We start from the raw sequence: 17,862 nt of genomic DNA, 5'->3' as shown, positions 1-17,862 counted from the left end.
GACGAATCATCTCACCCAAAGCAAAAGACCCAAGGCGTTAACCTTGAGTCTTTTTATCAATCATCGCTTCTGCGCGAGCCATTCACCCCAACAACGGGTAGGAGGTCAGCAGTTTGAATTCAGACTTTTCCACCTCGTCAGTATCAGCGCTCACGGGCTGGCGACAAACGATTGTATTCACCAGAGGACCTTAGTGTTTGCCATCAGCCTTAATTAATTACTGATCGGGTTGCGATCATTGAGGTCTGGTGGCGGTGCATAATTCACCTCAGTCGGTTTAGGCGGGCTCATATCAGGCAGACTGCTGTCAGCAGGGCTGGCCGGTAATGTTTCGTGGGCTTGAATCTGATAGTTCTGGCTGGATAAGGGCTTGTCACTGACAGTGTCCACCGCTGGCTTGTGCTGTTTTTGAGCGGGTGTGATATGAGATTTTTTCACATCCGATCTGCCTTTATTCGCAGCATGAGCTGAAAAAGTGCTGACAGAGAATATGCAGATCAGTAAGGTCAGAAGAAGTTTGCTCATGATATTTCCTTAAAATATTAGGCGGTAGACTAATAACTGTTTGGTTTTATCAATTTAAGCGTTATCTGGCCAATATTAAATCAGCACAAATCTGATTATTCAGTCAGAGGAGACTGACGAGCTGGATCAAGACTTATCGAAACATAGATGTTGAGAAGAGAAAACGGCTCGCATTTCTGCAAGCCGTGTTTTTGTGTGCTGATATTAATCAAGCTTTATTTAACGCCATAATTGATATCTACACGTCTATCGATTTTGTGGCAATGCTCATCAGGGCAATCGCGGCTGGCGAATTCATTGCCATAGCTGATAGTCTCAAGTTGCGCGTTTTTAACACCTTGCGCATTGAATGCATTTCTAACAGCCACTGCGCGGCGCAAGCCTAGATCCTTGTTGTAATCGCCCTTGCCTCTTTCATCCGAGTGGCCTTGCAATGAGATCTTGCTTTGCGGGTGATTCAATAAATACTTGGCATGCACAGCTACCAGGTTTTTATATTTTGGATTAAGGGTATCGCTGTCATAGTCGAAATAAATCTGGCGGTTTGAAAGATAAGCGCCATAAACTTTGTAAGCCCTGCCAGCATCATCGGTATCAGAGACTACATGCTCTGCTGCCACCTCCTGCTTAGAGGTTGGGTTGGCTGTGTGTGATAAATCGGTTGGTGTGCTTTTACAAGCAGGTAGCACTAATGCGAGTGCGATGATCTTCCAAGTATTTGCCTTCATAACGTCTCCTTGTTTTTCTTCAAATATCGAATCATCTGTGTATTTGACAGACTGTAATGTTAATAACCAGCGTAGGGCTCACTAGGATAGAGGCTTTCTTGGTACCAACAAGGCCAGAGTAACAATTGCTAACGAAAACGTTTATCGGAAGATTTCTATAAACCGTGTAGGAATTCTCTGGCCTCAGTCAGGCTAGTGCTGACGATTGCGACTGCGTAGCGTGATCTATCCGTAATAGCATTCTATAAAATCATTAAAAGAATAAAACAACGGTTGTTTTTGATCAGCATGCAGCCTATAAAGCAAAAAGACCCAAGGCACTCTCCTTGAGTCCTCCATGATGGCTTAAAGCCTGAATTTACATTGCTTGGTTTGCAATGATAGTGCAAGCCATTCATTCGATCCCTGGGTTTAACTATTCTCAAGCAAATAATCTGATGTTGACAACAAGACAGGTCTGTCTATAATAAAACCACGCTATTCTCGTATCCTGTGAATCTTGAAATAGCGGCCATTACTCAATTGTACGAGTAAGCTTTTTTAGTGGTACGACGACACATTCAATGTGTTTATGAATTTCCAGTTGCACCCATCCATTCATCCTGAAAAATCGTAGGAGGTAACAAATGGCTTCACTATATTCGCCGGTACACCGGGAGTTACAAGAGGAGTTTGAAACGACCAAGCTCGCAGAGCTACTGGATAATGGCTGGATACATGAAAAGATCAGTGAAGAAGAAGCCGAATTCATCTCATCAAGAGATATGTTCTTCTTATCTACTGTGGATCCAGAAGGATGCCCTACCGTGTCATACAAGGGAGGCCCGGTAGGAATGGTGAAAGTCCTCGACGAATCAACATTGGTGTTTCCAGGCTATGACGGCAATGGCATGTTTTATTCAGTCGGAAATATTGTGGCCAAATCCAAAATCGGCATGCTTTTTATAGATTTTGAAACTCCGCATCGCATCAGAGTACAAGGGAATGCTCGTCTTGTTCGGGAGCATGCGCTGATGGCTGATTATCCAGAAGCCCAACATTTGATTTTTGTTGAGGTGACCAAGATATGGATCAACTGTCCACGCTACATTCACAAGTACAAAAAACTTGAGGCGTCTAAATATGTCCCGGAAGTGTGTGAGATTACGCCTATCCCAACCTGGAAACGCCTGGACATTGTGCAGGACGCCATCAAGCCCGAGGAGAAGATACTTGCCGAGCGACAAGGGATTGTTAATCTAGAAGAATATGAAGAAAAAGTTAAACGTGGCGAGGGCTGATTAACCGCCCAACTGGGAGTCGGCAAGAACCGCTGTTACTGGAATTAGCGAAAAACTGAACGTTGGCAGACTGAAAAAAAGACGGCTTACATTTCTGCAAGCCGTCTTTTTTTATATTTGGCAGGGTTTGCGGGGGTCAAACTCAGGGCACACGAGTTAAAACATAACAGGGGCTAATTTGCGCCCCTATACAACCACCCTATTGTGAGTATAACGTTAACTAGCGTTTTTGGACTTTCTATATGCAATGAACGCTAAACCAAACATAAACAAAGCATAGGCATTGGGTTCCGGGACAATAGCAATGGGTGCTGAAAACTGAAGATTTCTAAGAACGCCCCCACCCTGGATCTCAAATGAATAGATATCAGCCTGAGTGCGACTGATCCCTCTAAAAGCCCCGCTATTGATCTGATCAGTAGTACGGATAGGCGCATCACTTTCAAGCTTGTATGACTCAAGGACTTGTCCATTGATGTCTAGTGCTTTTATTGAGAAGATTTCCGGGTCGTAATAAGGATTGTCGCCACTAATGAACACATAATTCATGATCCCGCCCACCATTGAAACGGGACCTGCCTGAAACGTAAAGCGTAAAGTTGAATTTAGCCCACCCTCTTCGTCGCCGTTTATCGCAGCGAAAGTGTAACCACCCTGGCTAGGATTAGACCACACTCCATTTTCACCCAAGCCGTATATCACTGAAGAAAAACCGGCCACTCCAAATGGTTGAGTAGCAGTAAAAATGACGTTTGATCCATTTGAAGCAGTCAGTGCGACTGGCCCCAACGTAAATTCCTGATCGGGGTACGCATCAAAATTTAAGTTGGCTACCCCTGAAGAGATCACTGGATCAGTGATTAAAGCAGCGTGCGCTATATTCATTGACAGAGTTAAACCCAAGAGCAACATGGCTCTAGAAGCTTTAAACGAAGTTAGTTTCATTTTTATTGTTATCCAAAGAAATAAATTAAAAATCCTAATCAGAAGTTTGACTTTGTTCTTCTGACACAGTCTCTACATTCGTCGTCATATTAGTATATTTTTATAGCGGTGCATTAGTCCTTTTGGGTAGTAGCAATAAAAGATTCATATTCAGAAAGCTTAAACATATGAAGGTCTGTCTCCAAGTGCGGCATCTAAAAAAGGAAAACCGATCAAAGCTATTTTGCATCAAACCTGGCCTCACTCATTTCAGCCTGATCCATTCAATGATGTTGTGCATTTAATTGAAAGCTAAATAATTTATTCAATCTGGATTTCTCGTCTGCAGTTTGAGGAATCGCATAACTCAGTAAAACGTAGACGATCACATTAAAAGGTAATGCGATCACTCCTGAAGTCAGCCCAAGTGGCAAGACATCTGCATAATAGACTTCCAGTATAGTTGCCAGCAGAAATCCAAAACTCATGCTGTATACAGCCGCATATTTGTTGCCACGCTTCCAGAAAATCCCTAGAAACTGGGGGACTGACAATTGAATAATGCCCTGATAGGACAATACCGCCAGTGAAAATAACGAAGGTAACTCCAGACAGGCTAACCAGGAACAACCCAGTGTGATAATAAACATGAATATTTTTGAAATGATGATCAGGCTGCCAGAAGATTTAACACCAAAGCTCTTAAATATGTCGTTGGCTATCTGAGCGCCTGTCGCCTGAATATGCCCATCAATATGCCCCATAGACGCCGCCAGAACCACGACACCGGCGATGCCCAACAAGAAATATCCCCCAGCTTGTTCTGCAACGATAAACCATACGCCTGCAGGATCTTTCACCACCTCAGGCAAGCCAGAAGCCAGTATGCAAAACATTAACAGTGAGGTAGCGAAGGTAAAAGAGATTGGAACAGTTTGGGCTGCTGATTTTTTGATTGTGGCTACATCTTTTGCCGTGAATAACCTTATAAAGATATATGGCCAGCACCACCCGCCCAGCGTACCTGTTAGCACGATACTGAACAAATACAATGGGCCATGTTCGTCACCTATGTGAGGCAAGTGGAAATGAGATGCCGGTAAAGCATCCCACCCAATATTTTTCGAAAAGACCAACCACCCGGTCAATCCAAGCAACATGGCAGTGCCAAATATATAAGCCACTACGCCCTGGTAAAAGTCGGAAATGATGATCCCTTTCATCCCGATTTTTATTGTCCAAAATTGGCGGGTGGCAATCACAATCACGCCGACAAATACGGATTGAGAGAATGTTAAATGCCCCAGTGAAAGAAACTTAAAAATCTCACCCAGTGCCTGCATGCTCAATACCAGCATGGGGATTCCGGAAATGATGCCAATAATGGCGGTCACAATACAGATCTTGTTTGAGTGGTATCTGAGGGCAAAGAAATCTGGCTGCGTTTTTAAATCATGCGCCTTGCCCCATGTCCACACTGGCTTAGCCATCACGTACATTAATATCAGCGTCAATAGACTGTAATTCAATACATAAAATGCCATCACTCCATTTGTAACAGCCATGCTGCCCCAGGCGGTAAACATTGCGCCGGGGTACCAGGTATTCAGGAGTGACATTGTCTGGTATTTGCTACCAAATGTTCGATTACCGATGACGTAATTGGAGAAGCTGAATGATTCAACGCCTATGCGTTGCAATATACAAACGAGAAACACGAGGGCTACTAGAAGCGTGCCGAAGGTAATAATCATTGATCACCTTCTTTCAACTGCGTTTGTGTAGATGATGCTCAATCCACACGAGGCACTGACAACAAGAAAATAGAACAGAGTCACCGGCAATCCGACGACACGTATTTTCTCGTCTAGCAGCAAATAAAGCGGAGGGAACAGTGTAATAAACCCATTTATCAGAAACCAACTCTGGGTGATTCGTTTATGGTTTACCTGCACTTGGCCCCCTTGCTACATCATCATGTAAACACTAGTATTAATGACAAATGCTGATCTTGAGATACCGAACTTATTAACTGCATATTCACGGACTTCTCTTTCACACCATCAGCAATATTAATCAGTAACTTCCCATCCAGTCTTGCTGCATTGCCTTCGGCATTCACCTCAAGGATCTGCCGTACTGTGTCAGTGTCAAATAGCGAGGATAAAGGCGACTCTTTAACCGACTCGCGCTGCACATTGGCCAGAGTGGCCAGATGCTCATTGATACGCTGAATACCAGTTTGGTTAAAAGCAAGTACGCCAAACGAGCCTTGCTCATAAATTAATTGCAACTCCTCGTAACTTTTTCTTAACTCTCTTTCGGTCAACTTAAACTCGGTAATGTCCTGGTTGACCTCGATAGCACCTATGATCTCGTTATCGTTATTCAATAATGGTGTCGCATACATGATGATGCTTCTGTTTGCACCGTCAAATGCCTCAATGTTCACAACCTCTGCTTCACTGACCTCTCCTGTTTTCACCGCTCTGGCTAGCGTCCAGTCGTCTTTGGTGAGCGCTTCACCATTCTTTTCCCATGTTCCCTTGTATAAGCCATAATTATCCAAGCCTACATATTTTGCACCGCCCCAGATACGGACTACTTCCGGGTTTGCCAGATTGATGACGCCATTCTCATCGGCAGCCCAAAGTCCGACAGGAATAGTTTCAATAATCTTTCGCAAGGTATATTCACTGCGCTCCAAAGCAAACTCAGCATGCTTACGTTCGTTAATATTGGTAGTCACGCCAATGATCTGAATGGGCACATTCTGCGTATCAACGATCAATTTAGCTCTTGAAGAGAACCAGTTAAAACCTTTCTCAGTATTCTTTAACTTAAAGTCCCAGAAATAACTTTGCTGGTCGCCAAACAGTTCCAGCAACTTCTCTAACGGCAGATCTGCAAACGGTGCAAAGGTAGATCTGATTGTCTCTGGTTTGCATCCAAATTCAGTCTCAGCATTCGCCGAGAAGTTGAACGTGCCGGTAATCGTATTCCATTCCCAGTTCACAATCTGTGCCATCTCCAGCGCAGTCTTCATTCTGTTTTCATTTGCCATGATCTGATCTAAATAGTCTCTTCTAAGATCAGTCTCGGCGACGTTACTGGCTAATGAGCCGCTTGCTGAATGGATCGCCTCATCTCCGTAGCGCAACCATATCCAGTTAACCTCCAAAAAGCTTGCGAGCGCCAACAGGTTCTCATACTCGATCTCCCCTCCTTTGGTCCATCGGTGTACAGACGTAGCTGTCGTCCCGGTAGCCTGGGCAACCTGTGCCAGGGTCAGTTTCTTTTGATCAATAAGCGCTTTTAAGCGATCTGAAAATCCATTTTTTTTCATGCAAATACCCAAAAAATATGGTGGTTAAAAGGCTTTACGCATTGCCTTTATAGAGTCAGATCAAATCTTAACACGCAGCTCAAACGCAATTTCAAAACAACAGTTGTTACTTTACACGTAATTTATAACTTGACAAGTAATTTCTTTGAGCCTATAAATGCGGCTGTCAGGGTTAAAACCAGACTTATTGCAGTTATTTCTTAGTGGTAATTGCATTTTATTCACTTTAAAAAGGCAGAGATATGATGAAAAAAACTCTATTAATCAATGCATTAATAGTCACATGCGGCTTGGGCATAACGGCAAGCAGTTTTGCGCATGGCGGTGACGTCAAGCAAGAAGACAAACAACTGAAGTACTTCAAAAACGCAGGAAAAATGCCTGTGAAGACGCAATTAGAGCAGGGAGTGAATGCTTATTTTGATGACGTTGTTGGATCTGGCGATCCACAAGCACCACTTTCATGTGGCTTATTCCGCATCGATAAAGGCAATCCATTGGTTTACACATACGACTATGACGACATTAAGTATGTGATCAGCGGATCCATCCTGTTTAACGATGGAAAGCAAACAGTTGAAGGCAAAAAAGGTGACGTTTTGTTCTTTCCAAAAGGCGCAAAAATCACTTTCTCAACCAAATCTGCAGGATTAGCCTGGGCTTGCGGCCAACGAAAATTGTTTTAACTCTTAACTCATTCACTTAAAGATAAATCGATCAGGAGATGAATAGAAATGAGTAAGAGAAAGCAAAATTTAGCGGCGGCGTTCTCCTTCTGCATTGGTGTCATTGGCGAAAGCCATGTCAATGCAGGTGGAGGAGTCAACCTTCAGGACTTAACTAACGGAGACCCATTTTTTTATACCAGCGACCAAAACATAGCCCCCGGTGACAAGATGGAAAAAGTGCTAGGCGTGGGCAGGCCAAATAAAACGCACTCGGGCATCCCACATTTGCCGGTTTATTCCGGCTACATGAATACGAACTCTACATACAGGTTCGTCAACGTGACCGAGCAGGTTTTCACCATGATAGGTGAAGGCAAGCATGGATTATGGCGTGCCCAAGAGGCTGGCTTTGTCAGGGAATACCTTAAAAAAGGTCAAAAAGGATTAGCAGCTGGTAGTGACTTGATGGCTGCTCAGAATCAGAAAACGATCAATGAGAAATATGCAGCAAAATTGCCCGATGAGAGTTGGGATGGTTACAAATATCCAGATCAGAATCTGGCGGCCGATGGCACATTGAATTACGTCGACTTGCCAATCACCCACCCCAAATACCAGGGCAAGTACACGAATCACGCACCTATAGACTTGCCCACATGGTATTGCACGATGTCTGAAAATGATTACCCCTATGCCCAACAGGCCATGAGCTTTGCATTCGTCCAGGAAGGGGCCAACAAAATCGGGCCCCTCGGAAAACGTGCTGGCCTGGATGTGAAAGAGAACTACTCAAAAGTACTCAGATTAAATCAATTTTCTGATGCCAATGCCTGGGTAAACGTGGGACAAGAAGGCAAGGATCAATTGCATGCCAAGTGGGAAGCAATCAATGCGAATAAAACTAAAGCTGAGTTTTATGTAGTAGAGAGAAACTTCTTCAATCGTCCATATCTGTTTGTAATGACCATTTTTGATAACGAAGACAATCAGGATTTTCGTTACCTAAGACCTGATGGCCCTTACTACGAATCGATCAAAACCCGGATCAATCCAGCAGAAGTGAAGACAGAGGTCACTGCACAACCAAGGTTCTGGTTAAACGACGGCAGCCTTTCGAAAGCAGTTGGATTACCTATCTATGGCGTTCACCACCCGGATAGAGCTTCATATGGTGCCGGCGGCGCTTGCCCATTAAAAGGTGGCGATTGGGGACGTTATCCAAACGTATCCGGGGGGTCAGGCTGGCCAACGCAATATGAGGAGGTCACCCCACTGTGCGATGCCGTACTTGTGGATATCAAGTTCACAACCAACCTGGATGGTCGTGACTGGAATGACCCGAATAAATACCTGGCTAACGCTGGCAAAGGGACACAAACCATCACATACAAAATGCAAGCAGGTAAATATGGCGAATTTACAGATCCGTATAACAAAAAAAGAGGTGCTGTTAATGGCGATAGCACGAATGTGCCTGCGACGATAAACCTTACTTTCCCGACAGTAAGTAAAGCGGTTGATTACGTGCAATTACCAAAGCTGCATGGCATGGCTGGTCCTGTACCAACCGAAGCTTCAACATGTCGTCCAGTGATCTCTCAAGCGTCATTTGATAAAGGGGTGTTAACAAAATGAAAAATACAATGAACTGTTTAATCTGTGTCGCGCTGCCTGTCTTTGCGCTAAGTAATGCAGTTGCAGAACAATCGTCTGAACGTGGTGCAGCAGAAGGGATGGTCGAATACGGCCCCTCAAAAGCCGCGAAGCAATCTATAGACATCGCGGATTATCTTGATGGCGATGAATTTCTGGGTGGTAAATTTTCCACCTGGCTTGAACTCGCTTCTGACTACGTGTATCGGGGCACCTCAGAAACCAGAGATGGAAAGATCCCATCGATCAAAGGTGCGATTACCTGGACTCACACTTCAGGCATATATCTTGGTTTGTACAGCGCAAACAACTTATTCCCGGGCAACGGCCCCAGAAACAACAACTCCAGTATCAATGCTTTATGGGGGCCTTACATAGGGTACAGCACTAAAGACATAGTTGGCACCGGCATTAACTATAACGGCATGGTATTCCAGTACATGTACCCGGGTTCAAGCAATAACAACTATGCGGAAGTTTTTAACTACGTTGATAAGCAATATGGAAAGTGGAATCTGAAAGCCGAGTTTACACCAACCATCTCAGACTGGTTTGGCGTTAAAAGCTTACGCTCCTATAACGTAGCCTTCCTCCCTAGTTACAGCCTTCCATATGGCGTGACCGTATCAGGCGGCATTGGTTACCAGTGGTTCAAGAATGATGGCCCAAGAATCGACTACAACGGCGATGGCCGTCAAGACTTGAACTGGATGCATTGGAATGTTGGTCTTAACCGTAAAGTGTTTGGCTACCTGGTAGATTTGCGCTACCACGATACAAACATCAAGAAAGGTGAGCATGACCTATACGGTAATACTGACCCCAGCTGGAAAACAGTCAACCAGCGTTTGGTGATTGCAGTTTCAAAATCATTCTAAGCTATCTCATTCTTTCATAGGTCGATCTCCTAATCCTGACCCACCCTCCTTATGGAGGGTTTTTTTTATAAAAATCAGCAATCAGAAATTCAAGTCGGATCTTGTGTTTATGCTAAATCACTTCCACCTCAACTCGCAGCTTAAGCCTTCATTACGGCCAACGATTGCCACCTGGATTACTGTTGCATCAACCAACTCCTAATTGCGTGGCTATGGCTCAAGACGCTTGACTAGGGACATGAACTGGGACTGAGAAGAGTGAGTTTTGGCTTCAGATGTTGGACAGTCCTTTTAAGTATTTAATATTAAAGAATAATCATAAATATAAATCATTGCATTTGATTAGCTGCCTAACTATAATGTACCTAATCATGGCCTTGGCAGTTTGATATCCCTGAATTCACTTGCGAATCCAGTTAGGTTTGATGCTTGGGCGATGTGACTTTAAGCGACGTACTTAACTCGCTTCTTAGTTTTTTGTATTTCGAATACTTCATTAAAAGGATAGTCCCCCATGAAATCAATCATTAAATCCACATTAGCTTTGATGGCCTTTAGTTTAGTAACAACTGCTAGTGCATTTGCTGGAGACTCAGCTGCAAAAGCAACAATTGAGACATTGAACAATAGCTGGAATAAAGCTTTCAACAACTCAGATGCAAAGTTACTTGCCAGTTTGTACGCTGAGAATGGTGTACTTTCACCTGGCAACGGCAAGGCACTAAATGGACGCGCAGAGATTGAGGGGCTGTTCAAAAGTTTTTTTGAGGCAGGTTTGAATAATCATAAACTGGAGATAGTCACAGTCGATGGTGATGACAAAACGCTATATCAGGTCGCAAAGTGGAGTGCCCGTGGTGCTGAAAAAGATGGTACTGCAACAACTTACGGTGGCATAACGACCAGTGTTTATAAAAAGGATGCCAACGGTAAGTGGGTAGCTCAGGCTCACGTCTGGAACGCTGGCAATTAACCACTCTTCAAGCCAGCGCCTCATTCTGGTGAATGACAAACCCTCGGTCATCATTGATCGGGGGTTTATTATTTGTAGATGGGAGTATCTCACACCGAGCCAACATAACGACCAACGATTGTCACCGGGATTACCGTGGATCAGCCAGCCCCTGATTGCTTGGCTATGGCTCAAGACGTGTGCCTACAGGCTGGTTAGCAACCGGCGGGTGGATGGGTTTCGGGAATGGGCAGCTTGAAACCGCAAAAATAGTGAAATATTGAAAACTGAAATCAGGAATACTGAGTCGCCGTTCGGTATTGAGAAATAAAAAACGGCTCACATATCTGCAAGCCGTTTTTATATTTTAGTAGAGCAAACTTGATTCTGACTCATGAATCCAACTACTGGCAGTCAGAAACATCTTTAATTCTTTTGTCGCCTCCATAAGAAGATGTTCTTCCTACGTACAACTTAGTCCTCGAGCCAGAGCTATTGTTGTCAATGTCCACAACGTACTTAACATCATCCGCAACATAAAAAATAACTCGGTGTCCAGATTCAGTTTCACGAGCACTCACTATGGGCAAAATCCCAAAATCTTTTGTTTCTTCCCATTTAGGAGCGATGCACTTAACAATATCTCCACTACTTTTTGAGCTTGTATAAGTGCTTAATGGCCCCTTATCAACTACCTCTTTAGGTGTCATGGCATACATGCAGCCACTAAGAAAAACAATTGATGCAATTACTAATAATCTTTTCATTTTCAATACTCATTTTATTTTTAATATTTATTTAAATATATCACGTCATTGGGATTGATGAATGAGTAATTTGAAAGAATTTAAACCTAAGATAACTCTGAGTCGACATTCGGTATAGGGTAAAGATAAACGGCTCACATTTCTGCAAGCCGTCTTTTATATTTTGGTAGGGAGTGCAGGGATAGCAACCACGACAAACTCTTTACCTGCCCTTCCGTCTTTGAATCAAACGGATCATACCTAAACCAGCCATTAACATTCCCAAGCTCCCTGGCTCTGGTACAGCAGTTATAAATCCTGGAGTGATTGCCCAAGCATAATACAAATCAGCACCACCTTTTAAATAAGAAAGTTGCATGCCATTACGCGTGTCAAAGTAGTAATTTAAATTCCCATTGGTAGCAACTTCGGTGCTAGTCGCAAATGCAGGATTGTATTCTTCATTATCAAATGTATTCGTTTGCGGCATACCAGTTCCGGGATACAACATTCCATTTATAAACTGACGGCTTTGGCCACTAAGCTCATGAAAATATAGCTCTGCTAATTCATTCCCTGCAGCTGCTCCATTTCCTTGGAAAATAGCATCATATCCGCAAACCGAAGAACCGATATCCGGAACACAATTGGAACTCTCTAAAACCATAGCGGCAGGTAATTGCCAACGACTACTCCCACCATATTGGATACTGTTTAAGTAATTCACAAAGGCTACTGCACCGTACCAGCTGACATATCCGTCAATAAAATCATCTTGGCTAAGTGTGTAATTTCCAGTTGGTGCATAAGAGGAGCTAGGTAGTGATGTCACTGTCGGAGTAACATTAATAATCGCATTAACCACATAATCGTAACCATGCGTTGCGATCATGCTCCCAAGAAGATTGGCATCTTTCGTCCAGGTAACATTGCTGATAGAGCTATACACTAAATCTTTACCATCAGAAGTGTAGCTGGTGAGTGTCGCCTGAGCAGTTTGACTGAAAATAAAAAGTGCAGAAGCTGAAACCAGACAGGCTTTTAAAGAGATTGGGTTGAGCATAGCCGGTACTTTCTTTTAGTTATTTGTGAGTATCCAATGTTATAAGTATTACAAAAGCGATGGAGATTGTAACTTGGTTTTTACAATGAAACTAGGGAACATACTCCTCTGCGATTAGCCCAAACGGGTAGATATAAAAAAGAGCCAAGCCCGTGATTTTGATGGAATGCTGAGAAATCGAAGTCTGGAATGCTGAAAAGAAAAACGGCTCACATTTCTGCGTGCCGTCTTTTTATGTTTGGTAGGATGTGGGGAAATCTCTTCAAAAAGCACTCTGTAAGTTTGGCGAAATTAGAAAAATATAAAAATGAAATATATTCGAATTTCTTCAGTAATCATTTGTTTCCTCCTCTTCGCATTCATGTTAAGTGCGTCAAATGCTCATTTTTATCATCCGCAAGAATATCGAAATTTGAAGGTTAGTAAGGGCCAGTTACATTTTGGTATCCCCAATCCAAGATATGCAGCAAGAATCTATCTAAAGCAAGATAAAAAGCGCTTTGAGATGAGTTGTCAATTAACTGACAGCTATGGTTTTGGTTGCGGTCTGAAAACTAAAGATAGAAAGTTTTTAGAAGGTAAATATGCCACAGTGCGCTGGCAGGAGTTCCCAGGCTTTCATCTGACGTCGAAAGTCCTTTTGTATGAATTGGAAGTTGATGGTGAGACAGTTATTTCTTACCCAGAGCAATTAAGACAATATGCATTCGTGAATGGATTTGCTTTCTATATTTGCTTAATTAGCTTTTTAGTCATGATCGTAGTGTGTGTCGGATTGTTTACTAATCATTTAAATAAAAGCAGCCTCAAACGCTAAAATAAATAGAACTCTGAAACTCAACCACTTTTTTTGAAATTAGCGGAATACTGAAATCTGAAACACCGGTAGGCATTGAGAAAAGAAAAACGGCTCACATTTCTGCGAGCCGTTTTTGTGTTTTGGTAGGGTGTGCGGGGATCGAACCCACGACAAACGGATTAAAAGTTGCATTAATTTATTGATTATTAATGATATTTAACCGCCTACGCTCGCCAATAATCGTCAGCATTTCTAAACAAGTTTTCGGCTAGCCCACTCAATAACATCTTTAGAGTGCTGTCCAAAATAAGGTGCTTTCACATTAAATATTAGGATAGTGTCATAAACATCAAGAAAAGGTTTAATTTTTGCATAGACTTGGTGTGGGGTCATGTTAGTGTCCATGGCATAACAAGACTCAGAAAATTTTGCCCAATTCTTTTCGCTCTTAATGACACCCAAAACATTTTCATATTTTTGGGGTGAGTCTTCATTTTTTAAATCATACGTTACAAGTAAGATTGGCATTTTTTATTTCCTATTCAAATTGAGACTTTAACTAACCAGCAACTTGGTCTGGTTTAATTAAAACTTCAACTATTGGTAACTCTCTACTAGCTGCATCTAGCTCCTCTACAACTGGTTCAGGAATGTTAGTTCCATCAGACAACTCTGTCTGATCTGGCAATGCTATAAGAATTGATATTCCAGTTCCTTCATTAATCCATTGGTTACAGGTAACGTTGATGGATTTACCCTTAGGGTCCACATCAAGATAATACTTTGCTCCCACAACAAATACGGCATTTGATTTTATGAACAAATCCTCATCGCAATGAAGGTGTAACTTGAACCCATCAGTGGGTTGAAGAGCTTTAAAACTAAACAGAAATGAATTAACGCTACCATATTCAATTACGCGAAGCTCTACATCTAAACAGTCATGCCCTTTTCCAATCTCTGCAATTGGAATTGTTGCCCTCTTAGAAATATCACCACCATCGTTAAACTCTTTAAAATCGAGATCGCCTTCAACAAATTTAGTTCTGTGACCATCAGGAGTGCATATAGTTAATAATTCACAACTATTACTATTTATACCTTCTAATTGCCAGCCGACGATAATATCCTGAAAACCTTCAGAACAAGGGTATGCTCGGTAACTGTAGGTGGCATCTACTGCAATATGATTATTCTTCTTATCTACAAATGCTCTGGCATTGATTTGATAGTTGCTTCTAACACTACGCTTAGCGATTTCTAAAGTTTTACTAATAAAGTATCCGTAATAATTTCCAATATTTGGATACTTATTAATTTCACTATCTGACGGTTGAATAAGTGATTTCAATGCTTCTTTTTTACTTTCAGGATCCATATTCCCCAAAAAGTTTCTTTTAATAATTATATCTTCAAGCAATCGTCTGATTTTCTCCACAAAATCATAAGTGGTTGAAGCATAAGAGAATATCGAGGCAATCAATATTGAAGTACCAACACCCTCTAAAAGTTTGATTACAATTTCTGTAAAAAGCGTAGGCCTCTGATAATATAAATCCAGAATAATAGAGTAGAGAAGAAGTGCTACTCCTAACCATAAGAAATTGAAAAAGAAACCAGTCACCCAAAAAGACAGCCCTTTTAGATATGTTTTCATTTTTTCCATAGCTTCCCCTTATCTCCCACTCAGCAAACTAGTTTAGTTATTCGTTTATATTATAAATACAGTACACATACTAAGACTTAGCATCAGTCGCTCTATGTAAGCTCTCCAGCTTGAAATAAATGCTTTCTTTAATTCTTCGTAATCATTTTAGCATCGTAAAAAAAATCAAATACCAAGAATCAATTTTATTATTAAATTGATTTGATAGAAAACTTGCTGTTTTACCCCGGTCAAGTATGTAATCCTCCCACTCTGGGGTATATTCAGTTTTATCTAAGCTCATTTATTGCCTTCCACCTAATTAGCTTTATTGAAGTTCCCATATGACTGTAGCAAATAATAATTTCTCAAAATTCACGCCTGAAGAATTACGGTTTTTATTGAGACATTTTGACACTTTAGACCATGATTTAGGATCGGTTAAATCTGACATCGCACAAAAGCTTAACGGATTCAGTATGTCACAGTTACCGGATACCTTTTGGGCACCAATGTACGAGCTGAGTTTTATAGAGTGCTTAGGCCTACTTACACACACATTTGGCATTTCTGATAAATTGAAAGAAATTGGTCAAATAGCAACAGCTCAAGGAAAAATCTCCAATATAGCTAACTTACTAATAAACAATCTCAATGAGGAGCTTGAAGAAAATCCAGAGGACTCTAGAAAGTTTGCACTTGGTGTAATGTCATTTTCATATGTGCTAATTGCATCTGTTCAATCACTTTCAACTTACGGTTGTTACATAAATGATTTAGTGAAGGTTGCACGTGAAAGTGATAGTCGCGAGATTGCCGACTCCGCATTGATCAAAGCAATAAAAATCGACCCCTCAGTGGCCGCATGCCCTACAACAGCCAAAAGGCTCAGTTTTGCTGTGCTCTGTAATGATACGAGTTTTATTGGAAGGTTTAAGAAAGCCCTGTCTGGTAAATTGGGAGTTCGAGAATCAAAGAGCTATCAAAAAATGCGTTTTATTCTTCAGGTTCTCCATGAAGCAGATGCGCTGAACTTATCTGATAAGGAATTGAAACAATTATTCGTTAACGAGTTAAAAATTTACTCGGACTCGCAAAGTACATCCGAAAAAAATCTCGCAGAATTCACTAGGAAGTTTAAGGCTCAAAAGTCCACCATCTGAAATCGTCAATTTTGAATGGAATACATAATTATTGTTGAAGCATAAATTTCATATCCGTTGCAGCAAGCGAATTGCATGGCTGCCGAGATAAAGGAATTTATGTATGTCCAAATCTACGGATAATCCCCAAGATAACAACCTACCTTCGCCGGATCACGGGCGAGGCGCGTGCAAGCGCGCGGCGTCGGGAGACGGCGAAGGGGTAGCGGTGCCTAGTAACACAGCTACCAATAACAGCATTAATGGTCTTGATCTTAAATATCTGCGCTATGGTGTAGATAGTCTTTATTTGTCTTATCAGGGCGAAGTTTTTAAGGATGTAGACACCAAGTTAATTGAACTGAAACGATTAGCCCGATCAGAAAACCCAATCGAACAAGCTAAAGCACAATATCGCATTGGGGATCACTTGTTTGAAGTCAAAGACAAGGGTTCGTCTATGTTTGCATATGTCTTGGAAGATAACGCATTCAGGATATCCCTATCACGCCCCAAGAAAGCCGTGCCTATGGCTTATGTGAAGATTTCAAGCGAATACCTGACATACAAAACACCCGAACAGGTAGAAGCCCATTTAAGAGATATTCTGAGTCATTTGGGTGCTGTGCAGTCTGTCGCCAATGTGAGTCGGATTGATCTGTATTTAGATTTTTCTACTCATCAGGCTATGGATGAATGGGGCAATGATGCTTGGGTAACTCACGCTGGCGCAATTAATACTTATTCCATAGATAGACACTTCACCGGCTGGGCGGTCGGCCTAGGGAGCGTCATTGCCATGCGTCTGTATGACAAAGTGACCGAGATTATCAAAAGCGGTAAAAACTATCTAATTCCATTATGGCAACAAGCAGGCCATCAAGTGGGCGAGCCTATCTGGCGATTGGAGTTTCAATTCAAACGTGACTTCCTAAAGCAGAAAGAGATTCAACAACTAGATGCATGTTTAGCTAACCTTGGCGGCTTGTGGTCATATGCAACGACTGAATGGTTAAAGCTTACTATCCCCAATGATGCAGACCAGACACGCTCACGCTGGCCTATTCATCCGCTATGGGTGGCTTTAGCGAGTGTGGATTGGGATAGTAATGACTCACCGCTCAAAAGTCGCTTTAAGAACGATAGAGCACCATCTAAGGAAGCCTGCTTAGATCGTGGCTTTAGTGGATTAACCACTTGGATGGCTATTAATGGCATAGATGACCATCAAGAAGCATTAATCAAATATACATCGTCAGTCAGTAGGCATATTTATGCAATCGCTGACCGTATGAGCATTCCTGTTGATGAACTCATTGCAGGCAAAGTGGCGTTCAAAGCTCGCCAGTTTAATACGATGAATAACAACATGGTCGAAGAAGACTTGGATTATCTGGCTAATGCATATCGTCGTGCATCGGATGGTGAATAACAATGAATGAGACCAACCTGCCTTTGCCCGATAAGCGTTGTTTGTCCAAAAAAGAAGCTGCCTATTACCTAGGAATAGGGT

17 protein-coding genes are annotated in these 17,862 nt (G+C 42.1%); 8 read left to right on the top strand and 9 right to left on the bottom strand.

Annotation, left to right across the window (positions count from 1 at the left end; translation table 11 throughout):
• Nucleotides 1-213 precede the first annotated feature (213 nt).
• Both ACT6RZ_RS07330 and ACT6RZ_RS07325 read right to left on the bottom strand, forming a co-directional pair.
• Nucleotides 214-525, bottom strand: a complete 312-nt coding sequence (locus ACT6RZ_RS07330; protein ID WP_444701473.1) for a hypothetical protein — start codon at nucleotides 523-525, stop codon at nucleotides 214-216.
• 215 nt (nucleotides 526-740) lie between these two features.
• Entirely contained in the window at nucleotides 741-1,253 is a 513-nt protein-coding gene (locus ACT6RZ_RS07325) for an OmpA family protein (RefSeq protein WP_444701472.1), read from the bottom strand.
• A gap of 626 nt (nucleotides 1,254-1,879) precedes the next feature.
• Between ACT6RZ_RS07325 and ACT6RZ_RS07320 the strand changes: the two genes are divergently transcribed.
• On the top strand, nucleotides 1,880-2,533 hold the full coding sequence (locus ACT6RZ_RS07320; protein WP_444701471.1) for a pyridoxamine 5'-phosphate oxidase family protein: 654 nt from the start codon (nucleotides 1,880-1,882) through the stop codon (nucleotides 2,531-2,533).
• 216 nt (nucleotides 2,534-2,749) lie between these two features.
• Here ACT6RZ_RS07320 and ACT6RZ_RS07315 read toward each other — a convergent pair whose 3' ends face one another.
• From ACT6RZ_RS07315 to ACT6RZ_RS07305, 3 genes are all read right to left on the bottom strand, one after another.
• On the bottom strand, nucleotides 2,750-3,478 hold the full coding sequence (locus tag ACT6RZ_RS07315) for a PEP-CTERM sorting domain-containing protein (RefSeq protein WP_444701470.1): 729 nt from the start codon (nucleotides 3,476-3,478) through the stop codon (nucleotides 2,750-2,752).
• Between the two features lie 263 nt (nucleotides 3,479-3,741).
• Nucleotides 3,742-5,211 carry a sodium:solute symporter family protein gene (locus tag ACT6RZ_RS07310; protein WP_444701469.1) on the bottom strand — a complete coding sequence of 490 codons (1,470 nt, stop codon included), beginning with the start codon at nucleotides 5,209-5,211 and terminating at the stop codon, nucleotides 3,742-3,744.
• A 221-nt stretch (nucleotides 5,212-5,432) separates the two neighbouring features.
• A complete protein-coding gene (locus tag ACT6RZ_RS07305) occupies nucleotides 5,433-6,803 on the bottom strand; it encodes a PAS domain S-box protein (protein ID WP_444701468.1) in 1,371 nt (456 codons plus the stop codon).
• Between the two features lie 242 nt (nucleotides 6,804-7,045).
• Here ACT6RZ_RS07305 and ACT6RZ_RS07300 point away from each other — a divergent pair, with 242 nt between their 5' ends.
• The 4 genes from ACT6RZ_RS07300 (at nucleotide 7,046) to ACT6RZ_RS07285 (ending at nucleotide 10,975) form a co-directional block, all read left to right on the top strand.
• A complete protein-coding gene (locus tag ACT6RZ_RS07300; RefSeq protein ID WP_444701467.1) occupies nucleotides 7,046-7,489 on the top strand; it encodes a cupin domain-containing protein in 444 nt (147 codons plus the stop codon).
• A 48-nt stretch (nucleotides 7,490-7,537) separates the two neighbouring features.
• A complete protein-coding gene (locus ACT6RZ_RS07295) occupies nucleotides 7,538-9,106 on the top strand; it encodes a hypothetical protein (protein ID WP_444701466.1) in 1,569 nt (522 codons plus the stop codon).
• On the top strand, nucleotides 9,103-10,002 hold the full coding sequence (locus ACT6RZ_RS07290; RefSeq protein ID WP_444701465.1) for a TorF family putative porin: 900 nt from the start codon (nucleotides 9,103-9,105) through the stop codon (nucleotides 10,000-10,002). Before ACT6RZ_RS07295 ends, ACT6RZ_RS07290 begins: the two co-directional genes overlap by 4 nt.
• A gap of 514 nt (nucleotides 10,003-10,516) precedes the next feature.
• Nucleotides 10,517-10,975 (top strand): YybH family protein, encoded by a 459-nt coding sequence (locus ACT6RZ_RS07285; protein WP_444701464.1) that lies wholly within the window; start codon nucleotides 10,517-10,519, stop codon nucleotides 10,973-10,975.
• Between the two features lie 383 nt (nucleotides 10,976-11,358).
• Here the strand turns inward: ACT6RZ_RS07285 and ACT6RZ_RS07280 are convergent, their stop codons facing one another.
• Both ACT6RZ_RS07280 and ACT6RZ_RS07275 read right to left on the bottom strand, forming a co-directional pair.
• Nucleotides 11,359-11,721: a hypothetical protein gene (locus tag ACT6RZ_RS07280; RefSeq protein WP_444701463.1), complete on the bottom strand. Its 363-nt coding sequence runs from the start codon at nucleotides 11,719-11,721 to the stop codon at nucleotides 11,359-11,361.
• Between the two features lie 202 nt (nucleotides 11,722-11,923).
• Complete coding sequence (locus ACT6RZ_RS07275) at nucleotides 11,924-12,763, bottom strand: PEP-CTERM sorting domain-containing protein (RefSeq protein WP_444701462.1); 840 nt, start codon at nucleotides 12,761-12,763, stop codon at nucleotides 11,924-11,926.
• Nucleotides 12,764-13,124: 361 nt separating this feature from the next.
• Here ACT6RZ_RS07275 and ACT6RZ_RS07270 point away from each other — a divergent pair, with 361 nt between their 5' ends.
• Complete coding sequence (locus ACT6RZ_RS07270) at nucleotides 13,125-13,580, top strand: hypothetical protein (protein ID WP_444701461.1); 456 nt, start codon at nucleotides 13,125-13,127, stop codon at nucleotides 13,578-13,580.
• Nucleotides 13,581-13,814: 234 nt separating this feature from the next.
• On the opposite strand, the gene ACT6RZ_RS07265 is transcribed toward ACT6RZ_RS07270, so the two are convergent.
• Together ACT6RZ_RS07265 and ACT6RZ_RS07260 are read right to left on the bottom strand one after the other, a co-directional pair.
• Nucleotides 13,815-14,090, bottom strand: a complete 276-nt coding sequence (locus tag ACT6RZ_RS07265; protein ID WP_444701460.1) for a hypothetical protein — start codon at nucleotides 14,088-14,090, stop codon at nucleotides 13,815-13,817.
• A gap of 31 nt (nucleotides 14,091-14,121) precedes the next feature.
• Nucleotides 14,122-15,228: a hypothetical protein gene (locus tag ACT6RZ_RS07260; protein ID WP_444701459.1), complete on the bottom strand. Its 1,107-nt coding sequence runs from the start codon at nucleotides 15,226-15,228 to the stop codon at nucleotides 14,122-14,124.
• Nucleotides 15,229-15,551: 323 nt separating this feature from the next.
• Here ACT6RZ_RS07260 and ACT6RZ_RS07255 point away from each other — a divergent pair, with 323 nt between their 5' ends.
• Together ACT6RZ_RS07255 and ACT6RZ_RS07250 are read left to right on the top strand one after the other, a co-directional pair.
• Entirely contained in the window at nucleotides 15,552-16,370 is an 819-nt protein-coding gene (locus tag ACT6RZ_RS07255) for a hypothetical protein (RefSeq protein ID WP_444701458.1), read from the top strand.
• 103 nt (nucleotides 16,371-16,473) lie between these two features.
• Nucleotides 16,474-17,781: a replication initiation factor gene (locus ACT6RZ_RS07250; RefSeq protein ID WP_444701457.1), complete on the top strand. Its 1,308-nt coding sequence runs from the start codon at nucleotides 16,474-16,476 to the stop codon at nucleotides 17,779-17,781.
• The last annotated feature ends 81 nt before the right edge of the window (nucleotides 17,782-17,862 follow it).

Origin of the sequence: Methylophilus sp. (genome assembly GCF_052437885.1) — a bacterium.
Classification (GTDB): Bacteria; Pseudomonadota; Gammaproteobacteria; order Burkholderiales; family Methylophilaceae; genus Methylophilus.
The sequence above is the reverse complement of the archived record's forward strand: the minus strand, read 5'-3'. Positions and strand labels throughout refer to the sequence as shown.